The sequence below is a fragment of the Tsukamurella conjunctivitidis genome, assembly GCF_007858475.1.
GTDB classification, from domain to species: Bacteria; Actinomycetota; Actinomycetes; order Mycobacteriales; family Mycobacteriaceae; genus Tsukamurella; species Tsukamurella conjunctivitidis.
On the sequence record NZ_VIGX01000052.1, the window covers coordinates 1 to 939 of the forward strand.

At 69.5% G+C, this 939-nt stretch carries 2 protein-coding genes; one reads left to right on the forward strand and one right to left on the reverse strand.

Annotated elements, in window-relative coordinates; all coding sequences use genetic code 11:
• Nucleotides 1–210 (reverse strand): hypothetical protein (locus tag FK530_RS26435; RefSeq protein ID WP_205124247.1); only part of this gene is annotated, 210 nt, incomplete at its 3' end.
• Here FK530_RS26435 and FK530_RS24280 point away from each other — a divergent pair.
• The coding region (locus FK530_RS24280) for a Rossmann-fold NAD(P)-binding domain-containing protein (protein ID WP_146489414.1) at nucleotides 209–939 on the forward strand (731 nt) is incomplete at its 3' end. The genes FK530_RS26435 and FK530_RS24280 overlap by 2 nt on opposite strands.

Consider the following 939-nt stretch of genomic DNA (forward strand, 5'->3'; position numbering starts at 1 on the left):
GGGCGCCGGGTGGTCGACGCGATGATTGACCGTGCCCGGCTGGACAGTGGCCTTCCCTCCTCCACCGGCCCCGACGAGGGCGACGCGCAGGGCGGGGGTCGGGCTCCGCAGGCGGGTGGCCCAGCCTCGGGGTGAGGGACACAGGAACCCCGAGTCCCGGGTGGTCACCCACCGCGACCGGGGCTTGTCGACTGCTAGCGTGACCGCCATGACCAGTGATGCCTCCTCCCTGTTCCACCCCGGCCAGCACCTGCGGCGCGAACTCGACTTCACGGGACAGGAGTGGCGGGACCTCCTGGACCTCTCCGCACTGCTGAAGGCCGCGAAGGCTGAGCACCGCGAGGTCCAGTACATGCGAGGGCTGAACATTGCACTGCTCTTCGCCAAGACCTCCACCAGGACCCGCTGCTCCTTCGAGGTGGCTGCCGCCGACCAGGGCGCCCACACCGTCTACCTGGATCCGGCGGGCTCCCAGATGGGGCACAAGGAGTCAGTCGCCGACACCGCCCGCGTCCTGGGGCGTCTCTTCGACGGCATCGAGTACCGCGGTGACCTCCAGGCCCATGTCGACACCCTGGCGCAGCGTTCCGGGGTGCCGGTGTTCAACGGGCTCACCGACGACTGGCACCCCACCCAGATGCTCGCCGACACCCTCACCATGCGCGAGCACTCGGCGGGTCGCCCCGACTCCGAGATCTCCTATGCCTACGTCGGGGACGCCCGCTTCAACATGGGGCGGTCCCTGCTGGTCAACGGCGCGATCCTCGGGATGGACGTGCGCATCGTGGCACCGAGGGAACTGTGGCCCGCCCAGGATGTCATCGATGCGGCCAATGAGCGCGCCGCTGAGTCAGGTGCCCGGGTCACAGTCACCGAGGACACCGCGGCGGTGGAGGGGGTGGGCTTCGTCCACACCGACATCTGGGTCTCCATGGGGGA